The sequence below is a fragment of the Marinobacter flavimaris genome, from assembly GCF_002933295.1.
Taxonomy (GTDB): Bacteria; Pseudomonadota; Gammaproteobacteria; order Pseudomonadales; family Oleiphilaceae; genus Marinobacter; species Marinobacter flavimaris.
This window is the reverse complement of record NZ_PSSW01000002.1, coordinates 26525-44931: the sequence shown is the minus strand read 5'-3', so window position 1 is coordinate 44931 and position 18407 is coordinate 26525. Positions and strand designations below refer to the sequence as shown.

Sequence of the window (18407 nt, the reverse complement as noted above, 5' to 3'; positions counted from 1 at the left end):
GCTGAATACAATAACTTGACCGGATAATTCGGCAGACACGACGAATCCACCGAGAAACAGGAACAGAACCTTGGCTAGAATTATTGTCGTTACCTCAGGAAAGGGCGGCGTTGGCAAAACCACCACCAGCGCCTCGATCAGCACCGGCCTTGCCAAGCGAGGCCACAAGACAGTAGTCATCGATTTTGACGTGGGCCTGCGTAACCTGGACCTGATCATGAACTGCGAGCGTCGCGTGGTGTACGACTTCGTAAACGTGATCCAGGGCGAAGCCTCCCTGAACCAGGCGCTGATCCGCGACAAGCGGGTCGATACCCTGTACATCCTTCCGGCCTCCCAGACCCGGGAAAAGGAAGCACTGACCAAAGATGGCGTCGAGAAAGTCATCAACGAGCTTTCCGAGACCTTCGATTACATCGTCTGCGACTCTCCTGCCGGCATTGAGCATGGCGCCCTGATGGCGCTGTATTACGCTGATGAGGCGATTGTGGTTACCAATCCCGAAGTATCTTCGGTGCGGGATTCCGACCGCATTCTGGGCATTCTGCAGAGCAAATCCCGTCGAGCCGAAATGGGGCAGGATCCGGTCAAGGAACACCTGCTCCTGACCCGTTACAACCCGTCCCGTGTCGAAAAGGGCGAGATGCTGTCCGTGGCGGACGTAGAGGAAATCCTCGCGATCCCTCTGCTGGGCGTCATTCCGGAAAGCCAGATTGTTCTGAACGCTTCAAACCAGGGTTTGCCGGTTATCCTCGAAGAGGACAGCGATGCCGGCCAGGCCTACGATGATGCGGTTGCACGCCTTCTGGGAGAGGAACGGGAACACCGTTTCATGACGTCCCAGAAGAAGGGTTTCTTCTCACGGATGTTCAAGGGGGGCTAAGGGATGAGTTTCCTCGATTACTTCAAGGGTAAAAAGAAGAACACCGCCAGCGTGGCCAAAGAGCGCCTCCAGATTATCGTGGCTCACGAGCGGGGCCAGCGTGATCAGCCGGACTACCTGCCCCAACTGCAGCAGGAGCTGCTGGAAGTCATTCGCAAGTACGTTCAGATCAGCGACGACATGGTTCAGGTTGAGGTAGACCGCAACGAGAGCTGCTCGGTACTGGAGCTGAACGTCACGCTACCGGAGCGATAACCCGCTTTATCTGGCCTGTCCCGGGTGGGACAGGCCATTTCTTACCACCTCGCAAAGTGGTCTTCCATCAGGCCCCGCAGACCTTTAACCTCAATTTTTCCGCCAGCCTCATCCGTCACCGTTCCACTGAACGAGCCCACGTACTGCCGGAAGTTGGATGCCAGTACCCAGGCGTCCAGTTTTTCCTTGCGCACACCAGCGGGGACAAAGTGCAGATCGACCCGACCATCCTCCGTGCTCACATGCCAGTCGCCGCCTGGTTGATAGCGATCAAAACGGAACCTTGCCGCGCCCAGTTTGTGGCAGACACCATCCAGCCAGAGCGCATTTTCTGTCATTCCCGTCTCATTGACCCCTGCGGCAAGGTTCAACCCCACGGACCGGCCATCCGCAAGCTGGCCAGCCAGGCAGGCCCAGTTCCAGGCTGTTTCTCGGCGCATGAAGCCACAGCTCCAATCGATGGATCCCCGAGTCTGCTCGTCGCAGCGCCAGATACGATGATCCCAGCGCACTTCCCCTTCCACCGGCAAGCCTGCCGACTTGCGGGTAAATACCCAGCCATTGTAGCCGGCCGGGCATACCAGCCGGAGCGGGTCCCGATCCTCTGAAAGCGTCAGTTCAATACGGATACCTCCCGGGGCCGAGACCGTAATTGTCCGGCCATCCGCGGAAGGCGCAATTCGCACGGCTACGTCGCCCTTGCTGAACCTTGTCACCCCTTCCTCTGGCCGGGGCTCAATGCAGGTTTGCCGGGCCAATGGCTGAAGGAAAGACTGCTCCAACATCTGGCCAGTCTCGAAGTCATAGAGATAGAAGAATCCGCTGCCCAGCAGTTTCAGATCCACCACCGCCAGACCAAACACCCAACCCGGGCCCATGGCGCTGACAAACTGGAACTGGTTGAACCGCCAGCGTCTTGCCAGCTTTGAACGCGGGCGGTCCATCACCGTACGCAGGTCATAGTCCAGATAGTTGATCTCTTCTACCGGTTCATCCAACAGTCCCGGAATCACCTGCCCTTTGCCGTTGATAAGTTTCTTAATGGTCATAGTCGTCGTCAGATCGGGCCAATTTCGGTTACCAAATCAACAGGTCGCTACCTGGTTCACAATCCACTGTTTCCGTGGCCATGCCGGCAAAAGCCCCATGCTAGACTCGGCCCACCATCTGCAAGGAAGTGTACCCTATGAGAAAGAGCATAGCCCATGGCATTACGGGCTGGGCCTCGGTGCTCAGTGGGCTGGTCTGTGCGTTGCTGGTGTTTGCCGTTGCCGCCAGTGCCCGTGCTGAACTGCCCAGTGAAAGCGACGAGGCGTGGACGCTACGCAAGGAAGCCGATCACATCCGGGTCTATACCATCGAGCAGCCAGGCTCCAGCTTCAAGGCCTTCAAGGCCGTGGCGGTGCTCGACGCGCCTATCGAAAACCTGATGGCTGTGATGGCCAACCCCGGTTCCTGCGTCGAGTGGGTGCACAACTGCACCGAATCCTATGCGTTTGGCAATGGCGTGTTTCAAGATCGCTTTGCCTATTCCGTGAATGACATGCCCTGGCCGGTTACTGACCGCGACTATGTCCTGCGCATACGCACACGGGGTGATCAGGCCTCCGGTGAGATCGTCATGGATCTGAACGCCATGCCCGATCAGCGGGCGGAAAACAGCAGCCGGGTGAGAGTCGATCGCTCGGACACCCTGTACCGGTTCACACCAGAGGGGGAGAGCACCCGGATGGTGTGGGTCCAGCACACGGACCCCAACGGAGCGCTACCCGGCTGGCTGGTGAACTCCCTGCTGGTGGATATTCCCGTGAGGTCGATGGAAGCGCTGGAACGCGTTGCCAACAGTAAAAAGTACCAGGGGTACCAGCTAGTTTATGACGAGCAGGGCCAACTGACCGGCCTTCGCATGAACAAACCCTTAGTCCCGGCGCACAGTAAGGGATGACGCGCGGAGTATCACGCGCTAAGCTTTATGAAAGGACTCTAGAAGGCAGCCCAGATCAATGACCGTTCTCGCCTACGAGATCATGACACCCAGCATCAAGGCCGTCCCGCAATCCTGGACCATGGACCGGTTGGCCCGCTTCCTCACCGACAACGAGATAACCGGCAGCCCCGTCACCGATGACGACGGCGAAATTGTCGGCATTGCCACTCTTAAAGACATCACCGAATTCCGTTGGAACGCCACGCGCTCCGATGCGGACCGGCATCTGACTCCCGAAGAGCGGGAGGAAGCCCGACGCCTGCGAATGGTGATCTTTGAGGAAATGGGCAAGGTGCCGGTAGAAGTCCGGGACATCATGACCCCCATCGTTTTATCGGTTGACGAGAAGACGCCGGTGCGCGACATTGCGAATATCATGATGCGCGAGCACCTGCACCGGATTTTTGTCACCAATGATTCAAAAATTACCGGCATCATAACGACTTACGATATGCTGAAAGTGATCTCGGATGAGGAACTCACGCAACGCTGCGCCGATAACGACTGAGCCACCAGAGAGGTAGCGCCACTTATGCCCAGAGCACCGCAAGCTCGCCGAAAGATGTACGTCCTCGACACCAACGTCCTGATCCACGACCCGAACGCCCTCCTCAACTTTGAAGAACACGATGTCATCATCCCGATGACGGTCCTCGAAGAACTCGACAGCCTCAAATCCGGCAAGCAAGCCGTGGCCGCTGACTGCCGTCAGGCCATCCGCAACATCGATAAGTTGCTGGGCGATGCCAGCCCGAAGGTGATCGAGAAAGGTGTTCCCATCGTGCGTGGCAAGAAGGCCGAACCCCTGGGCACTCTTTCGATCCTGATGAGCACCGGTGACAGTGGCAACAATTCGCTGCCAGAGCATCTGAACGACAACAAGATCATCAACACCCTGGCTGCTCTCCAGAACCGCCACAAGTCCCGGGACATTATCCTGGTGTCGAAAGACATTAACATGCGCCTCAAGGCAAGGGGCTTCGGCGTCGAAGCTCAGGACTACCACAACGACCAGTTGCTCGATGACATTGATCTTCTGCCCAAGGGCTACCGGGAATTCCCCAACTCCTTCTGGGACACCATCGAGAAAGTGGAGACGGTTCAGCGGGAGGGTTCAACCGAACATATCCTCAAGCGGGAAGGCGAGCTGGCGAAGCTGAACATCAATGAATTCGTCATCGATCAAATGGGCTTCGTCGGTAAGGTGGTGGACCTCTCCGACGACCAGTTGATCATCAAGGACCTGCACCAACACGACCTGATGAACGAGGAAGTCTGGGGCCTGGTTCCCCGGGACATCTATCAGGCCATGGCGCTGAACCTGCTCCTGGACCCGGACATCCACCTGGTCAACCTCACCGGCTCCGCCGGCTCGGGCAAAACCATCCTGGCGCTGGCTGCGTGTATCGAGATGACCGTGGCCAGCAAGCTCTACAAGCGCATTATTGCCACCCGCTCCACCCAGGGCCTCGACGAGGACATCGGGTTCCTGCCCGGAACTGAAGCCGAGAAAATGGAGCCCTGGCTGGGCGCCATCGTCGACAACCTGGAAGCCCTCCACGAGGACGACGAGAACATGACCGCCAGCGTCGACTACATCCTCAGCAAGGTGCCCCTGCACTTCAAATCCATGAATTACATCCGGGGCCGCAGCTTCCAGCACAGCCTGATCATTATCGATGAATCACAGAACCTGACGCCCCATCAGATCAAGACCATCATTACCCGGGCTGGCAACGGGTCAAAGGTGATCTGCCTAGGCAACCTTGCGCAGATCGATACGCCCTACCTGAGTGCCCTGAGTTCGGGCCTCACCTACATGACCGAACGATTCAAGCGCTTTCGACATGGCGCCCACATCCACCTGCAGGGTGTTCCCCGGTCGCTACTGGCAGAATTTGCCGAAGCCAATCTCTGACATTGGCGAGCATTTAAAGAACGAAAAAAAGGGGCAGAACCCGAGTTCTGCCCCTTTCTCACTTAATCAGTAATGCCTACACCCGATACCGACTGACCTGCTCTGACATCTCGGACGCCAGGTTCTTCAGCCGTTGAGTTGCATCTCCGGCCCGACGGGTTCCCTGCGCCGTCTGTTCGGTAATCGCGACGATCTCATGCACGTTCTGATTAATGGTCTCGGAAACGCTGGTCTGCTCTTCGGCTGCGCTGGCAATCTGTGTATTCATGTCCGTGATCGTTGCCACAGCCTGACCAATGCGCTGCAGCGCATCGTTGACCTGCCGGGTTTCTTCCACGGTCGCTTCGCTGCGCTCACTGATGGAAGCAATTACCTTGACCGCATTCCCTGCCCCAGACTGAAGCCGCTCAATCATATCCTGGATTTCCTGGGTGCTCTGCTGGGTCCGGCGAGCCAGCGTTCGAACTTCGTCAGCCACCACGGCAAAACCCCGACCGGCCTCGCCGGCCCGTGCCGCTTCGATCGCAGCGTTGAGGGCCAACAGGTTGGTCTGATCAGCAATTTCGCGAATGACCTCCAGTACGCTATCAATCCGGCGAGAGTCAGTGCCAAGCTGCTCGATAACCCGAACGCCCTCTCCCACCTGCTCGGAGAGCCCGCCAATAACTTCGGTAGCCTGATGTACCAGGCCCTGGGCATCGCAAACCTGTCCATTGGCATGATCGGCGGCCGTGGAGGCTTCACTCGCGTTGCTCGCAACCTCCTGGGCAGCTGCGGTCATTTCGTTCATCGCCGTTGCCACCTGATCACTCTCGGATTTCTGTCGCTCGACGCCCTGCTCGGCTTCAGTCATGACCTGGTTCAAATCAGCCGTGGCCTCGTTCAGCGTGCGGGTAGACGACAGCACGCGTTCAACCAGTCCGTGCACCTGGTCGGCGAAACTGTTAAAGGCAGTCGCCAACTGTCCAAGCTCATCCTTGCCGGAAACGTCAAGACGACGGGTCAGGTCGCCATCGCCGCTGGCGATGTCATTCATTGCCGACACGGCCGATTTCAGGGGCCGAATGATGCTGCGGACCACGATCAGGGCAAGCAGGACGATCAGCGCCAATGCGACAAGTGAGGTGCTGACTGAGCCTATCACGGCGTCCTCGAGTGAAGTCCCCACCTGGCTTTCCATCGCCGCTACCTGGGCCTCAAGGCCGTCAATCCAGAAGCCGGTGCCGATCATCACACCCCACTTGGGCAGCATTTCCGCATAGCCCAGCTTGGGCGCTACTTGTCCGGTTTCGCTGTTTTTCCAACCATAAGGCACATAACCGCCGCCATTGCGCGCCGCCTTTACCAGCTCACGAATCAGGAAGGTTCCGTTGGGATCCTGGAAGTCCCAGAGATTTTTGCCTTCCAGAGACTGGTTGACGCCGTGCATCACATTGACACCCCGGGTGTCATACGCAAAAAAATAACCGGTGCTTCCCGAATCGTTAAAACGAAGCTGTCGCAGGATCTCCCACGCTTTCTCGCGCACCTCCGGATCGTCTGCGGACCCAGGCTGATTATAGAGATGCTCGATGGAAGACTTTGCAACGGCCAGATAATTCTGCAGTTCCTGGCGTTTACTCTCTTCCATATCGGAGGAGAAACCGGCAACGGCCTCTTCGCCAATAGCACTGGCCTGGTTAAGGTTGTAACTGGTCAGGAATGCCGTGAGCACAATCACCGGCACCAGGGCCAGCAACAGTACCCGTGTCTGGATGGTCAGGTTTTTCATGACTGGTAGTCTTTTTGGTTAAGTGATCAATTCGCCGGGCGATCCGGCATGGAAAAAGTCGCAAAGACTACGCAAAAACCGGGGGCAATATCATTGATGATACTGCGTAGTTTGTTTCCAGCCTGTAACCATGCCGGTAAATTTTTGTTGCTCATCAATCCTTGAACTGGGCTTTGTCCAACCCATGCTTGCGCATCTTGTCGTACAGGGTTTTCCGAGCAATACCGAGCTGGACCATGGTGTCCTTGATGCTGCCATGGCTGGCATTCAGGGCGCTGATAATGGCAGAACGCTCGAAACCGTCCATCATTTCGGCAAGCGTCTGTCGACCCGCCACATTGGCCGTATCCGCAGGTTCGTTCTCATCCAGCGCTGCCGGCCCCAGCAGGACATAACGTTCAGCCAGGTTCCGAAGTTCGCGAACGTTGCCGGGCCATGAATGTTGCATCAGCCGGGCGGCCTGACCAGCATCAAGCGGTATGCTCTCCCGATCGTAACGGGCCGCGGCAATCAGCACGAAATGATGGAACAGCAGAGGAATGTCCTCTTTCCGCTCTCTCAACGGCGGGATGTCAACTTTGACCACATTCAGCCGGTAATAGAGATCGGGCCGGAATTCGCCGTCGTCACTGAGTTTTTTCAGATCCGCCTTGGTGGCGGCGATGATCCGGACATCCACCTCCTGAACCTTATTGCTGCCCAGACGCTCGACCCGTTGTTCTTCCAGCACCCGCAGGAGCTTCACCTGCAAGGGCATGGGCATACTTTCAACCTCGTCCAGGAACAGGGTGCCCTTGTGGGCGTGCTCAATCTTGCCGATCCGGCGCTTTTCAGCCCCGGTGAACGCCCCGGCCTCATGGCCAAACAACTCGCTTTCAATCAGGTTCTCGGGCACCGCGCCGCAGTTGATTGCCACGAAGTTGTGGGCGCTGCGTCCACTGTTCTCATGAATGTATCGGGCCAGCGCATCCTTCCCGGACCCTGTTTCCCCGTGCAGAAGAATATTGGCCGAGATGTCGAGGATGGGATCAATGGTCGCCATGACCTTTTGCATCAACGGCGAATCCCCCAACATTCGTGGACCGGGTCTGGCCAGGTGCCGCAGCTGTGCTTTCAGTCGCCGGTTCTCGAGGGCGAGATGCCGTTTTTCCAGGGCATGGCGGAGCAGCTCTATCAGTTCATCATGATCAAACGGCTTCTCGATAAAATCATAAGCGCCCTGCTGCATGGCTGTTACCGCCGTGCTTATGTCGCCCTGCCCGGTAAGAATGATCACGGGAATGGTGTTATCGATAGCTCGAAGCCGGTCAAGCATCTCCAGGCCGTTCATCTCCGGCATGTTGTAGTCGCAGAGAACCACGCCGTCGTAATCGGCGTTGATATGCCCCAGCGCCGATGGCGCATCTTCGAAGCAGCTGACCGGCAACTCCTCCAGGGTCAGTGTCTGGGCAATGGCCTGGCGGATGTGTGGATCGTCGTCCACAAAGATTACCGAGGGTTCTGTCATTCCATGGCCTCCCGCTTCTTGAGGGTTACGACGAATTCTGCGCCCGGCCCATCCCGGCGGTTACGACCAGTCAGGCTGCCACCCAGCGCATCCACAATCTGGCGCGATATGGAAAGCCCAAGACCCAGTCCCTGCTTGACCGATTTGGTGGTAAAAAAGGGCTCGAAAATCTGTTCGGTGTCGCCCTGCAATCCGGGCCCGTTATCGCGCACCAGGCATTTCCAGTGCTGCTCGGTTTCTTCTATATCAATCCGGATTTCCGGCCGAGCACCACCCTCTACCGCCTGAACCGCGTTCGCCATCAGGTTAACCATAACCTGCTCTATCCGGATCAGGTCGCCGTGGCACATCACCGGCGAGTCCGGACGGTGCCACTGGATATCGATTTCCGAGCTCGATTGCTGGGCAACGATAATTTTCAGGGATGCGTCAATCGGTTGCCGGAGATCCACCACCGCTGGCGGGCCTTCGGATTTACGCGCAAACACCTTGAACTGCCGGGTCAGCTCCGCCATCTTGTCACACAGCAGGATGATTTCTGACAGGTTAGCATCCACCATCTCCCCGGCACCTTTCTCAAGGAAGCGGCGGCTGTTTCGGGCATAGGTCTGAATGGCCGTCAGAGGCTGGTTCATTTCATGGTTGAGGCCCGCGGACATCTGACCCAGCACCGCCAGTTTTGCAGCCTGGATCAGCTCCTGCTGTGTTTCCCGCAGCTCGGTTTGGGTGCGTTCTCGCTCCCGGATCTCCTCCACCAGTTTGCGATTGGAGTTCTCCAGGTCTGCGGTTCGCTCGGCCACGCTTCGCTCCAGCTGCTCGCCCCGAAGAGCCAGTTCAGCCTCGCGCCGGTAGCGCTCGCGCAGGTACAGCCAGGTCAACAGGCCGCCAAAGAACAGCGCTGCGCCACCGACCGCAAAACCCAACCGGGTCCAGACGACCGAGCGAGTGCTCACCATGACTTGAAGCGTCCAGTCCATCCTTGGCAGAGGCGTGCGTACGCTCAGATATTCCCGGGGTTTGCCACTGTCCTGGATACGGACCGTTGCTGACTGCTCGAGAAGCCCCCATGGGGTTCCCAACGTTTTCAGTGCCATTGGCGTCAAATCACGGTCTGGATAACGCCGGCGGGAATACTCGTCGGGCACGGCATCGGCCATCCCCGAGAAATTGCGGTAAAGCCAGTCCTGCCTGCTCGCGAGAAAACTGATGCCATTATGATCAAGCACGACCATCTCCGCCTCTCGCAAGCCAGTAGGGCGATCCCATTGGGATTCCAGTTCGTGAACCAGAACCTTCACAGCGACCACCCCGATAATCTGGCCGCCCTCGTCCCGAACCGGATGCGAGAAATACAGACCCCGCACGCCAGACATCAGGCCGAGGGCGAAATAGATCGCCGAATCGCCCGATTCCATCGCCTCATAGAAATACGGCCGGAAATTGAAATTCCGCCCGACAAAACTGTCTGGCTGCAGGTAGTTGTTGGCTGCGATCGTCAGGCCGCGAGTATCCATCAGGTAGACATCCGAACTGCCTACGATAGTGGCCATGCGCTGCATCTGTTCATTGGCCGCGAGAATAGCAGAGGGATTGTCAGGCGCCTCCAGCGCCCGCTGCAATAACGGATGCTCTGCCATCAGCTCGGGCACCGGGAGATATCGGTTCAGTTCGTTGGCCACCAATTGGCGATATCGGAAGGACTCCTCCAGGCTCTCCTGCTCCACCTGCCGGTATCCAACCCAGCCACCGAGCAGCCAGGCGGTCACCAGGGTCGCCACGAAAAGGAGAAAAACGCCAATACGGTAAGGCATAGGGTCCGGTTCCCGAAAAACCGCGGAAAGCCGCTAGAGTATAGCCAGGCCGGGTGCAGAACAACCGTGCGATGCTTCCACGGCACGGTTGTTCTGACGCAGCCAGCAAGCCCCCGTTACAGGGCGCCAGCTGTGGCAAGGCGAGTTTTACGCTGCTTCTGGATGACGAACGCCAGGACCGCCAGGGCAATACCGGTGAGATCCGTCCAGAGCCCTCCCTCGATCATCAGCAACGCGGCCGCAATCAGCAGGAGTCGCGTTATCCAGGACGCGGAAATGCTCGCAAACCAACCGAGCACGCCGCCAGAAAGCATGTAAACGCCAAAGGTTGCGGTTACCAGTGCCCTCGCGATCTCGAACCAGCCGGCTTCCATCAACAACGCGCCGTTGTAGAAGAACATGAAAGGCACGATGAATGCTGCGATGCCAATCCGGAACGAGGCCACGGAGGTTTCCATGGCATTGGCGCCCGATATGCCTGCAGCGGCATAGGAGGCCAGCGCAACCGGCGGTGTGATCGCGGAGACTACAGCGAAGTAGAACACGAAGAAGTGCGCCGTCAGCGGTTCAATACCCAACTGGACAAGGCCGGGCGCGACCACCGAGGCAGCTACCGCATAGGCCGCCGTGGTCGGCATCCCCATACCCAGTAGAATGGAAATGAACATGGCGAAGATCAGTGCCAGCAACTGGCTCGTGGCCGCAACGTCCAGCAACAGCACAGAGAAGCGCGCGCCCACTCCCGTCAGCGAAATCACGCCCACGATTACCCCGGCCGCTGCGCACACCACGATAATCTGGATCGCCATATAGGAAGCAATTTCCAGTGCCTGAAGGATATGCCGCAGACCCATCTTGTTGGGCGACAGCCAGCTCACGACCGCGGCAGAAACGGTCGCCAGGGTGCCGGCCCGGATCACCGAATAGCCCATGAACAAGGCAACAATCAGAATTATGATCGGCACGAACAGATAGCACTGCTTCATCATGGTTCTGAGCTTTGGCAGCTCGTCTTCACGCATGCCGCGCATGCCGGTCTTGGCGGCTTCAAAATCCACCATGAAGTAAACCGAGGCAAAATACAGGATCGCCGGAATGATCGCCGCGATGGCAATCTCGGTGTAGGGAATGCCGGTAATCTCCGCCATGATAAAGGCGCCGGCGCCCATGATCGGTGGCATGATCTGTCCACCGGTAGACGCGGCCGCCTCGACAGCGCCTGCGGATTGCTTGCTGTAGCCCACCTTCTTCATCAATGGAATCGTCAGGGAGCCGGTGGATACCACGTTGCCGGCACTGGTGCCGTTGATCATACCCATCAGGCCCGATGCAAAGATCGATACCTTGGCCGGGCCACCCCGGGAACGGCCGGCCGCCGCAAAGGCAAAGTTCACGAAGTAGTCACCCACCTTCGAGGACTGCAGGAAGGCGGCAAAAATGATGAACAGAATAATGTATGTCGAAGACACCGCCGTGGTCGGCCCAAGGATTCCGGCATCGGTATACACCTGACTGAAGAAACGCTGAACCGAAAGCCCCGGGTAACCGAGGAAACCTGGCAGGTAGGGTCCTGCGAAAACATAGGCCAGAAACACCAGACCGATGATCACCAGTGCCATCCCCGCCACGCGCCGGGTAAGTTCCATGATCAGGGCCGTGCCGGCAATGGCTGCAAACGAGATACCCACCGGCGCAAAGGAGGTGCCGGTCGACATCCGCATGGACGTGTTATAAACCACCAGGAAATAGGCGGCCACGGCCAGCGAGCAGACGATCAACACCAGGTCGGGCACACTGAATACCGATCGCTCGCGCTGATGAAACCAGCTCATGACAATGCCAACACCGGTCGCCGCCAGCAGCGGCCAGCCAAAGTGCCACACCTCCAGTTCGACCGGAATCCGCATGGCGCCGTTCTGAACCATCTGCCAGAACGAAAATGTCTGATACAACACATAGAGAGCCGGCAGCATGGCACCGGCACTGATCCAGGTTGTCCACCGGTGGCGTGCGCCGCCCTCTTCCGATGACACAAACCGGGCGCCGGCAAACAGAACGAAACCCAGCACCAGGGCACCGGCAATGTGCACAATCCGGAACGACCAGGTTTCCAGGGGCGCTATGTTCAGGGAATACAGGTGAAAGGTTGAATAGGCTATCGCCAGCAGCGCGACGAATTTCAGCAGGCCGCCTTCGAAAAGCCGGCGGTTGGCTTCGACCGGTTCCTCGTCCACGTTGTGCGCGAGTACATGGTCTTCGCCCACTTCAATGTCCGGAAGGTCTTTGGAATCTTGTTCGGTAGTCATGACACACCCTGCTTGCAGGCAAATCGGAGCCAGAACTCGGCTGGCCATACATTGCAGGAGGCTGCAGGGCAGCCTCCTGCTCGAGCACTGTTACTTGATCTGGCTGTCTTCGATCGGGTAACCATTCTCGTTGAACCAACGCGCAGCGCCCGGGTGCCAGGGCAGGACGTTGTTCTTTGTGTAGTTCTCGGGTACCGAGTTACGGGCCGCCTTGTGAATGGAGACCATCTTGTCGTTGTTCTCCATGGTCAGCTTGGTGATTTCATACACGAAGCTTTCAGATACATCACAGTTGACCATCGCGAAGTTCCACATGGATACCACGCGGGAAGGCGCATCCAGGGACTGGTAGGTGGACGCCGGAATGATGAACTCGGACACCGGGAAGTTGCTGATAATGGTCTCGGCCTCGGCATCGTTCATACCGATGATGTTCACGTCGGTTTGCACTTCCAGCTGGCTGACCGCAGGAATGGGAATACCGGCGGCGAAGGCAACCACATCAATCAGTCCATCCTGAAGCTGACCGCCCAGATCAGACCAGCTGCCGTTGCGGCGTTCGAAGTTCACACCCAGGGTCTCCATCATGCGCGGAAAGTAGGTGTCCGAGGTGGAGCCCGCCGGACCAAAACCGATCGTGGCGCCATCAGGGATATCGGCGATGGAAGTAATGCCAGAGCTGGATAGCGCGGTCACCGAGAACGGTGTTTCGTACATCGGGAACATGGCGCAGACGTTGTCCATCTTCATGCCCGGCGCAAGCGGGCTGTTACCGTCCATGGATTCCCGAGCCGGGCCCATGGTGGTCAGGCCAAACTTCAGGTCGCCGGTGTGCACCAGCGCCATATTCTGAACCGGTCCGCCGGTGATCTCGGCACCACCGGAAACGCCCAGGTTTTCAGCCACAAAGTTCGCCCAACCGGAACCGTAGGCAAAATAGGTTCCACCCTGACTGGCGGTACCAACGGTGAAGTTGCTCGGCCAGTCCGAACGATCCTGGGCTGTTGCGGGGGTTGCGACTGCGAAGGTGGAGGCAAAGGCCACCGCCATTACGGCTTGGGTTTTCATAAGGAATGCTCCCGATTCATTTTGTTTGTTGGGTGCTCAACGAAGCTCTAACAGCTCCGGTGGGTAACCCAATCAGCAAGGAGCAGACCAGATCTCGATTAATTCGGAAAAACAGGGCCTTACTAGAATCAGAGCAAGGTCAGGCGCTGGAAAATGGGTGGAAATCCACCCATCGGAAAGAGCAGATGGGTGAATCCCGACACGTAGGGCGTTTCGGGTTCTGGCTACCAGCGACCCTGAAGAGTCGCCACAATACGACGACTACCGGCTCGATCCCGATGCTCACAGAGATAAAGTCCCTGCCAGGTTCCAAGTGCCAGGCGACCATGGCTGACCGGGAGGGTCAGCGAGGGGCCGATCAGGATGCTTTTGATATGAGCCGGCATGTCGTCGGGCCCTTCCATAACGTGCTCATAGTGCGGCGCATTCTCCGGCACCATGACGTTGAAATGGCGTTCCAGGTCGCCCCGCACATCCGGATCGGCGTTCTCGTTCACCGCCAGCGAAGCGGAGGTATGCTGGATGAACAGGTGCAGCAAGCCGACTTCGCAGTTGGTCAGGTCCGGCGCCTGGGCAAGGATTTCATTGGTGACCAGATGAAAACCCCGCGGCAGCGGCGCCAACTCGATAAACGACTGATCCCAGATCATGACAGCCCTCTCGATTATTTCTGCCGGTCATCCCAGGGGTGCACGGGAACCACATCGTCGCCGACATCGCCCTCGTAGCTGCTGCGGAAATAATCCATCGCTTTTTCCGCCTCGCTGAGCTCGTCAAATCGGGCGACGTGGTAGATCGCCTCACCCTCGTTCACCAGTGGCAGGTTATTCACGCAGATCACGATACCTGAGCAGGGTGACACCACCGCGGTTTCCGATTCGCCGAAGGGATCCGCCACCATGGCCAGCCTCTGGCCTTTGCGAACCTTCTGGCCCAGCCGGGCGACAGGCCTCATGATCCCATCGATATCCGCCCGCACCCATTGGGAATTGGCCGCGGTTTCAGACCGTTTTCTCGGTGCCTTGGGCCCCTTCTTCGCCGGGATCATTTCGAGTTCACGCATCACCCGGATAACCCCTTTCACACCGCTGCCGATCACCACGTCATCAAATCGCAGAGCCTCTCCGCCTTCGAAGGTGATCACCGGAATGTCCTGTGAATCAGCGTAGGCCCGGAGGCTTCCCTCTCGGAGCCCCGAATTGATTATGATCGGGGCACCAAAGGCCTCGGCCATGCGCACGGTTTCCGGATTTTTCAGCTCGGCACGAATTTGCGGCAGATTGAATCGATGAACTGCACCCGTGTGCAAATCAATAATGTGGGTCACCCGCTCCATAATCTGGGTGCGCAGCAAGTAGGCAATACGCCCGCCCAGGGAGCCACTTTCACTGCCGGGAAAACAGCGGTTCAGATCCCGCCGGTCAGGCAGGTATCGGGTGCGCTGCACGAACCCGAAAATGTTCACGATAGGCACCGCAACCAACGTGCCCCGAAGGTGCCTCAACGCCGAATTGGTGAGCACCCGACGAACGATCTCAACACCGTTGATCTCATCACCGTGAATGGCGCCACACACCATCAATACCGGGCCACTTCGCCGGCCGTGCACAACCTCAACGGGAATGTGCAGCGGCGTATGGGTGTACAGCTTGGCGACCGGAACTTCCACGGTTTGCCGGGTTCCGGCCTTTACCTGGGTCCCGGCAATTTCATAGGGGGCACGAGCCATGCTTTAGCCTCTCCCCTTGGTCCGGGTCTTCCAGGGCTTCTGATTCTTTTCGGTCCAGTTAATGATCATGCCGGCAACGTTCTTGCCCGTGGCGTTCTCGATGCCCTCAAGGCCAGGCGACGAGTTCACCTCCATTACCAGTGGCCCCCTGCTGGAGCGGAGCAGGTCAACACCGGCAACGTTCAGGCCCATGGCTTTGGCGGCCTTGATGGCAGTGCTGCGCTCTTGGGGGGTGATGCGTATGAGGGAGGCAGTGCCGCCCCGGTGCAGGTTCGAACGGAATTCGCCTTCGGCACCCTGACGCTTCATGGCCGCAATCACCTTGTCGCCGATCACAAAGCAACGGATATCGGCACCGCCGGCTTCCTTGATGAATTCCTGCACGAGAATATCCGCTTTCAGGCCCATGAAGGCTTCAATCACACTCTCCGCAGCCTTGCGGGTTTCTGCCAGCACCACGCCGATGCCCTGGGTACCCTGCAGCAGTTTGATCACCACCGGCGCCCCGCCAACCATCTGAAGCAACTCCGGAACGTTATCCGGCTTGTTCGCGAAACCGGTAATCGGCATTCCTACACCCTTGCGGGCCAGCAGTTGCAGCGAGCGGAGCTTATCCCGGGAACGGCTGATAGCCACGGATTCATTCACCGGAAACACGCCCATCATCTCGAACTGGCGCAATACCGCCGTTCCGTAAAACGTCACCGATGCACCGATCCGCGGAATCACCACATCGAAATCCTCAAGGACCTCCTCATGGTAGTGGATCTGTGGATTGGCCGAGGTGATATTCATCGAACAGTGGAGGCAGTCAATCACCTTCACTTCGTGGCCACGATTAATGCCCTCCTCCACCAGACGGCGGGTCGAGTAGAGGTGACGGTTTCGTGACAGTACCGCTATTTTCATTTTTCAGTCCTTAAGGCCGGCTTGCCGGCAAGATAGGAAGCTTCGGGATAGATCACTGAGCGCCCTGACATAGCGGTACGGCCCAGCAACATCCGGAACCGCATAGAATCTCGGTTGGTCAATGTCATTTCAATGGGCCATTTCTGGCCGCCAATCAGCAGCGTGGTCTCGATGACCAGGCGCATTTCCTTGTGGCCGCCGGAATCAGACACGTTCCGCTCATCCAGCACCCTGGCGTCACACTCCACCACCTGGTGAAGATCGTTCTGTACCGGATGAACCCAGAAGCGCACGCGCCGTTCACCGTTTTCCGTGTAGGGTTCAGTGCGGAACGTGTGGAGACAGGAAGTTCTGGCTCCGGTATCGATTTTCGCCTTGATACGGCTGATATCCAGGTCCGGCAGCGCCACCCATTCCCGCCAGCCAAGACTCATCTTACTCTCGGCGGGGGTCGGTGGGATGGTTTTGATAACGTCAGCTGTCTTTGTCGACATCCGGGAGATCCTTTTCAGTGATTTTTTCCGGCCCCAACAGCTGAACACGGAACGGCTCTGAATGGCTACCCGCATAAACGCTGGTGTGGGGGAACGGAATTTCAATGCCTTCCCGATCCAGGGTTTTCTTGATCGCGACCATCATGCCGCTTCTCCCTTCAAGCACCTTTTCCTTCGGCACCCAGTAAGAGAACTGCAGATCGACCGAGGATGGACCAAACGCTGTCACCAAAGTGAAGGGCTTGGGTTCTTCGAGACAGACCGGATTCTTTTCTGCCAGAGTCAGAAACAGACTTTCCACCCGCTCTACATCTTCAGCGTAGGCAATCCCCACCGTCAGGTCGAGCCGGCGTATCGGAAACCGGGAACGGTTGACCACCCTTGTCTTGATCAGGGTTTCATTGGGAATCCGCACGTACAGGTTGTCCGGCGTGCGTAACTTCACGCTCAGCATATCAATGCCGACGACTTCCCCGATGGTCGCGTCTACCTCAATGAAGTCACCGATTTCAAAGGGTTTTTCCACCAGCAGAAACAGGCCGCTGATCATGTTCGACGCCGAGGTCTGAGAAGCAAAACCAATGGCAACGGTGAGGATACCGGCAGCGCCGAGCACCACATCCAGAGAGAACCCGGCCTCCCGCAGGGCCGCCACAAAAAACAGCACCACGATGACGTAAAACACCAGCCGCCGAACCATGACGGTATGATGGCGGGAGGTGCGCTGCGCCATGAAACGGCCGACACTGCGGGCCGCCAGAGACCCGAGGAACAGCCCCAACACCACAAGAAAGGCGGAACTGATCCACTGCCCCCAGGCAATATCGGTAAAAAACTGCATTACGCCTGTTTGCATTGTTTCCAGCAAAGCGTCGACTCCATCAGATCCGTTTCAGCCAAACATCCGGTCAAACGCCCGGACAAGCCGGCCGCGGGCCATTTTTTCACGAGCATCCGCCACCGGCCGGCAGGTGCCCGCTGCGGCCAGCAACGACTGTTCCACATGCAGACTCGCCGAATTCATGTCGGTCTCAACTTCAACGGTTACCCCCGGCGTCCAGAGCTGGCCCCGATCGTTCTGGTGCAATGACAGCAACGGCGTGGGCAGACTGAAGCGCTCAAGCAGCAGGGGCTCATCCCGCCGGTTGATCAGCGTCACCGGCGTGACGGCTCGCCAGGGGCGTTTCGGCACCGCCTCAAGCACAAGACGAGCAAAACTATGAGAGGTATAACAAAGCTCGCCCTCCATGGTATTTCTGCCCACCCAGGTCATCGAAGGCGACGCCAGGGGAATTTCCGTCAACACGGTTTGCTTGTCGCCGGCACAGACCTTCATCCAGACCAGCGTGCCCACGTAGATTGTGCAGCGGCCGCCGGCGGGAATCGTCAGGGGCTGGAAAGGACGAATCACGGTAGGCATGTTTGCGAGTGCCGGCAGGAATGTCACGGTCGACGACTGGTTTTCCCGAATGAAACGCTGCAGCGGCACAGAAGCCGAAGGCAGAGTGTGGCCGATATTTTCTGTCCAGCTAGCCGGATCCGTATCCAGTTCCAGCGTTTCTGAACGAATCTGCCATTCCTGGTCCAACAGAGTCACCCACAAACGAATATGACCCAGTTGATGATACTGGGTCTGGCCGGAAGCCAGTGAATAAGGCTGGGCCCAAACGCCGTCACGGCGACCTTCGCTGTTGTTCTCCATTCCTGCCACAGAACTCCTTGAGGATCGGCCGGCTGAATTGCTGTAAAAGTGTCCTAACTATAATCCA

17 protein-coding genes are annotated in these 18407 nt (G+C 57.9%); 5 read left to right on the top strand and 12 right to left on the bottom strand.

What is annotated here, in order from left to right; all coding sequences use genetic code 11:
- Nucleotides 1-70 precede the first annotated feature (70 nt).
- Both minD and minE read left to right on the top strand, forming a co-directional pair.
- On the top strand, nucleotides 71-883 hold the full coding sequence (minD, locus tag MDHKLMBL_RS03825) for a septum site-determining protein MinD (RefSeq protein WP_008176299.1): 813 nt from the start codon (nucleotides 71-73) through the stop codon (nucleotides 881-883).
- A gap of 3 nt (nucleotides 884-886) precedes the next feature.
- On the top strand, nucleotides 887-1138 hold the full coding sequence (minE, locus tag MDHKLMBL_RS03820; RefSeq protein ID WP_008176301.1) for a cell division topological specificity factor MinE: 252 nt from the start codon (nucleotides 887-889) through the stop codon (nucleotides 1136-1138).
- Between the two features lie 41 nt (nucleotides 1139-1179).
- Here the strand turns inward: minE and MDHKLMBL_RS03815 are convergent, their stop codons facing one another.
- Nucleotides 1180-2187, bottom strand: a complete 1008-nt coding sequence (locus tag MDHKLMBL_RS03815; protein ID WP_008176303.1) for a DUF2804 domain-containing protein — start codon at nucleotides 2185-2187, stop codon at nucleotides 1180-1182.
- 137 nt (nucleotides 2188-2324) lie between these two features.
- On the opposite strand from MDHKLMBL_RS03815, the gene MDHKLMBL_RS03810 reads away from it, so the two are divergent.
- The 3 genes from MDHKLMBL_RS03810 to MDHKLMBL_RS03800 are packed head-to-tail and all read left to right on the top strand — an operon-like array spanning nucleotide 2325 to nucleotide 5043.
- Nucleotides 2325-3083, top strand: a complete 759-nt coding sequence (locus MDHKLMBL_RS03810) for an START domain-containing protein (protein WP_104270165.1) — start codon at nucleotides 2325-2327, stop codon at nucleotides 3081-3083.
- Between the two features lie 58 nt (nucleotides 3084-3141).
- A complete protein-coding gene (locus MDHKLMBL_RS03805) occupies nucleotides 3142-3633 on the top strand; it encodes a CBS domain-containing protein (protein ID WP_008176308.1) in 492 nt (163 codons plus the stop codon).
- Between the two features lie 24 nt (nucleotides 3634-3657).
- Nucleotides 3658-5043, top strand: a complete 1386-nt coding sequence (locus MDHKLMBL_RS03800) for a PhoH family protein (RefSeq protein WP_008176310.1) — start codon at nucleotides 3658-3660, stop codon at nucleotides 5041-5043.
- Nucleotides 5044-5119: 76 nt separating this feature from the next.
- On the opposite strand, the gene MDHKLMBL_RS03795 is transcribed toward MDHKLMBL_RS03800, so the two are convergent.
- The 11 genes from MDHKLMBL_RS03795 to MDHKLMBL_RS03745 form a co-directional block, all read right to left on the bottom strand.
- Nucleotides 5120-6814 carry a methyl-accepting chemotaxis protein gene (locus MDHKLMBL_RS03795; RefSeq protein ID WP_053114609.1) on the bottom strand — a complete coding sequence of 565 codons (1695 nt, stop codon included), beginning with the start codon at nucleotides 6812-6814 and terminating at the stop codon, nucleotides 5120-5122.
- A gap of 154 nt (nucleotides 6815-6968) precedes the next feature.
- Complete coding sequence (locus tag MDHKLMBL_RS03790) at nucleotides 6969-8321, bottom strand: sigma-54-dependent transcriptional regulator (protein ID WP_104270164.1); 1353 nt, start codon at nucleotides 8319-8321, stop codon at nucleotides 6969-6971.
- Nucleotides 8318-10132 (bottom strand): sensor histidine kinase, encoded by a 1815-nt coding sequence (locus MDHKLMBL_RS03785; RefSeq protein WP_104270163.1) that lies wholly within the window; start codon nucleotides 10130-10132, stop codon nucleotides 8318-8320. The genes MDHKLMBL_RS03790 and MDHKLMBL_RS03785 overlap by 4 nt, the downstream gene beginning before the upstream one ends.
- A gap of 116 nt (nucleotides 10133-10248) precedes the next feature.
- Nucleotides 10249-12438, bottom strand: a complete 2190-nt coding sequence (locus MDHKLMBL_RS03780; RefSeq protein ID WP_008176319.1) for a TRAP transporter permease — start codon at nucleotides 12436-12438, stop codon at nucleotides 10249-10251.
- Nucleotides 12439-12528: 90 nt separating this feature from the next.
- Nucleotides 12529-13506, bottom strand: a complete 978-nt coding sequence (locus tag MDHKLMBL_RS03775; protein WP_008176323.1) for a TAXI family TRAP transporter solute-binding subunit — start codon at nucleotides 13504-13506, stop codon at nucleotides 12529-12531.
- A 224-nt stretch (nucleotides 13507-13730) separates the two neighbouring features.
- On the bottom strand, nucleotides 13731-14156 hold the full coding sequence (locus MDHKLMBL_RS03770; protein WP_008176325.1) for a secondary thiamine-phosphate synthase enzyme YjbQ: 426 nt from the start codon (nucleotides 14154-14156) through the stop codon (nucleotides 13731-13733).
- 14 nt (nucleotides 14157-14170) lie between these two features.
- Entirely contained in the window at nucleotides 14171-15235 is a 1065-nt protein-coding gene (locus MDHKLMBL_RS03765) for a succinylglutamate desuccinylase/aspartoacylase family protein (protein WP_008176327.1), read from the bottom strand.
- 3 nt (nucleotides 15236-15238) lie between these two features.
- Nucleotides 15239-16144 carry a 30S ribosomal protein S6--L-glutamate ligase gene (gene rimK, locus MDHKLMBL_RS03760; protein WP_008176329.1) on the bottom strand — a complete coding sequence of 302 codons (906 nt, stop codon included), beginning with the start codon at nucleotides 16142-16144 and terminating at the stop codon, nucleotides 15239-15241.
- Entirely contained in the window at nucleotides 16141-16638 is a 498-nt protein-coding gene (locus tag MDHKLMBL_RS03755; protein ID WP_041644996.1) for an ATP-dependent zinc protease family protein, read from the bottom strand. Before MDHKLMBL_RS03755 ends, rimK begins: the two co-directional genes overlap by 4 nt.
- Nucleotides 16619-17479 carry a mechanosensitive ion channel family protein gene (locus tag MDHKLMBL_RS03750; RefSeq protein ID WP_104270354.1) on the bottom strand — a complete coding sequence of 287 codons (861 nt, stop codon included), beginning with the start codon at nucleotides 17477-17479 and terminating at the stop codon, nucleotides 16619-16621. Before MDHKLMBL_RS03750 ends, MDHKLMBL_RS03755 begins: the two co-directional genes overlap by 20 nt.
- A gap of 51 nt (nucleotides 17480-17530) precedes the next feature.
- Nucleotides 17531-18340, bottom strand: a complete 810-nt coding sequence (locus MDHKLMBL_RS03745) for a DUF432 domain-containing protein (protein WP_014576232.1) — start codon at nucleotides 18338-18340, stop codon at nucleotides 17531-17533.
- Nucleotides 18341-18407: the final 67 nt, after the last annotated feature.